Source organism: Streptomyces sp. CO7, from assembly GCF_053474865.1.
In genome coordinates this window covers 115,813-117,033 of record NZ_JBRIOU010000007.1, presented here as the reverse complement: position 1 = coordinate 117,033, position 1,221 = coordinate 115,813, and the positions used below count along the sequence as shown (strand labels likewise).

At 77.7% G+C, this 1,221-nt stretch carries 1 protein-coding gene; it reads left to right on the top strand.

Annotated features, from left to right (window positions below):
• Positions 1-107 precede the first annotated feature (107 nt).
• Positions 108-1,221 (top strand): type VII secretion-associated serine protease mycosin (gene mycP / locus ACOV8S_RS24360; protein WP_448320298.1); only part of this gene is annotated, 1,114 nt, incomplete at its 3' end.

The following is a 1,221-nucleotide window of genomic DNA, read 5'->3' as shown; positions in this document are numbered from 1 at the left end:
CCCCTCACGGCCCCGGCGCGACCGGCGGCCGCGGGCCGGCGTCCGAGGACGCCCCGGACCCGCGTCGGGCCGCCCCGCGCCGCCGCGTGGCCGGTCCCGGCCGCCGCATGGCCGGCCTGGGCGCCGTGCTGGGCGCGGTGCTGGTGCTGCAGCCGGCGTCCGTGGCGCACGCCGACCTGATCCGGGACGGCCAGTGGGCGCTGCGCGAGCTGCGCGCGGAGCAGGCATGGCAGACCACGCGCGGCGCGGGCGTCACCGTCGCCGTGCTGGACACCGGGGTCGACGCGGACCACGAGGACCTGGCGGGCAACGTGCTGACCGGCAAGGACCTGGTCGGCTTCGGCGCCGGGCCGGGCGACGACGCCTGGGCGGGCCACGGCACCGCCATGGCGGGCATCATCGCCGGTCACGGACACGGCTGGAACCACGGCGACGGCGTGATGGGGCTCGCCCCGGAGGCCCGGATCATGCCGGTGCGGGTCATCCTCGAGGAGAGCGACCCGCAGCTGGCCAAGGCCCGGCGGACCCGAGCGAACGCGCTGGCCGAGGGCATCAGGTGGGCCGTCGACCACGGCGCGGACGTCATCAACCTCTCGCTGGGCGACGACTCCAAGTCCGCCCACCCCGAGCCCGAGCAGGACGAGGCCGTGCAGTACGCGCTGGCCAAGGGGGTCGTCGTGGTGGCCTCGGCAGGCAACGGCGGCGAGTCCGGCAACCGGGTCTCCTACCCGGCGGCCTACCCCGGCGTCATCGCGGTGACGGCGGTGGACCGCGACGGCAGGCGGGCCGACTTCTCCACCCGGCGGTGGTACGCCACGGTCAGCGCGCCGGGCGTGGACGTGGTGACGGCCGACCCGGACGGGCAGTACTACGAGGGCTGGGGCACCAGCGCGGCGGCCGCGTGGGTGTCGGGGGCGGCGGCGCTGCTGAAGTCGGAGTACCCCGAGCTCACGCCCTCCCAGGTCAAGCGGCTGCTCGAGGACACCGCCGAGGACTCGCCGAAGGGCGGGCGCGACGACTCCCGGGGCCACGGCCTGGTGAACCCCGTAGCGGCGCTCGAGGCGGCGGGGAAGAGCGAGCCGGAGGAGCGGCGGGTGGCCGCGCAGTACGCCGACCGGTACTTCGGGGACGGGCCCGGCGACACGGTCGGCGAAGCCGGCGCCCCGGGCTGGGCGTTCCCGGCCGCGGGCGCGGGCGCCGTCCTGCTCCTGGCCGCCGCCC